General features: G+C 69.1%; 1 protein-coding gene and 2 pseudogenes. 1 reads left to right on the top strand and 2 read right to left on the bottom strand.

The genetic code is table 11. The annotated features are described in order from the left end of the window. Positions 1-289, bottom strand: a pseudogene (locus tag AB0M20_RS44715) (hypothetical protein); the annotation flags it as partial. 129 nt (positions 290-418) lie between these two features. Between AB0M20_RS44715 and AB0M20_RS44710 the strand changes: the two are divergent. After that, complete coding sequence (locus AB0M20_RS44710) at positions 419-850, top strand: universal stress protein (protein ID WP_364307684.1); 432 nt, start codon at positions 419-421, stop codon at positions 848-850. Here AB0M20_RS44710 and AB0M20_RS44705 read toward each other — a convergent pair. Next, a pseudogene (locus tag AB0M20_RS44705) lies at positions 851-1,189 on the bottom strand (acetyl-CoA C-acyltransferase); the annotation flags it as partial.

Below are 1,189 nucleotides of genomic sequence, written 5' to 3'. Positions count from 1 at the left end.
GCCGTCGGCGACCCCACTTCGGATGCCAGGTCCGGTCGCTGATCGCCCCGATAAGCGGCTGGATGATCAGGCCCGTGACCGGCCCGGCCAGGTTCAGGATGGGCAGCTGGTCCGGATCGGCTCCGATCAGGAGGAAGAGGGGGTTCACCGCGGACTGGGTGAGCCCGAAGCTGAACTGAACCCCGAAGAACCCGAGGTTCATCATCAGCAGGGCGGGACCGCTCATCAGCGGCCGGCGTTCGGCCTGACCTGACTCCGGCGATACCGACTCCACTGTCGTCGTGGCCATGGTGACCTCCAGCGCCCGAGATCTACATCACATCTAGAGGCGACGCTAAACCGGTTATAACCCGCCCGCAACCAGACGTGTACATGTCTGGCTGCTTGTAATAACGTCGGCCGTGGATGGGAGGCGACCATGGGAAGCTGGCAGACGATCGTTGTGGGCGTCGATGGATCACCCAGCAGCCGCAAGGCGTTGGCCTGGGCGGCGGCGGAGGCGGCCGATCACGGGGCGAATCTGACCGTGATCAATGTCTGGGAGCACACCCTGCTGCCACCGGCGGGCAGCGTCAGCGTCTCGGAGCACTACGTGCCCGATCCGAGCCAGCGGACCGCCGAGGACCTTCTCCAGGTGATCAAGGAGGAGCTCGGCGAGGATCCACCGGTCCTCGTGCAGCCGCAGGTCAAGCAGGGGCGGCCGGCCAAGGTCCTGATCGAGGAGTCGGCCGGCGCCGACCTGCTGGTGGTCGGCGAGCGCGGCCACGGCGGCTTCGCCGGGCTGGTGCTCGGCTCGGTCAGCCAGCACGTCGCCGCGTACGCGAAGTGCCCGGTCACCGTCGTCCACTGATCACCGGCTCAGGATCGCCACCACTCCCTGGCCGCCGGCGGCGCAGATCGAGATCAGCCCGCGGCCGCTGCCGCGCTCGGCGAGCAGTTTCGCCAGCGTGGCCACGATGCGGCCGCCGGTCGCCGCGAAGGGGTGCCCGGCCGCGAGGGACGAGCCGGTGACGTTCAGCTTGTCCCGGTCGATCGCGCCGAGGGGCGCGTCGAGGCCGAGGCGGTCCTTGCAGAACTCCGGCGACTCCCAGGCGGCCAGCGTGGCGAGCACCTGCGCCGCGAACGCCTCGTGGATCTCGTAGAAGTCGAAGTCCTGCAGGGTCAGCCCGGCGCGGGCGAGCAGCCTGGG

The organism is Actinoplanes sp. NPDC051633, from assembly GCF_040681735.1.
Taxonomy (GTDB): Bacteria; Actinomycetota; Actinomycetes; order Mycobacteriales; family Micromonosporaceae; genus Actinoplanes.
The sequence above is the reverse complement of the archived record's forward strand: the minus strand, read 5'-3'. Positions and strand labels throughout refer to the sequence as shown.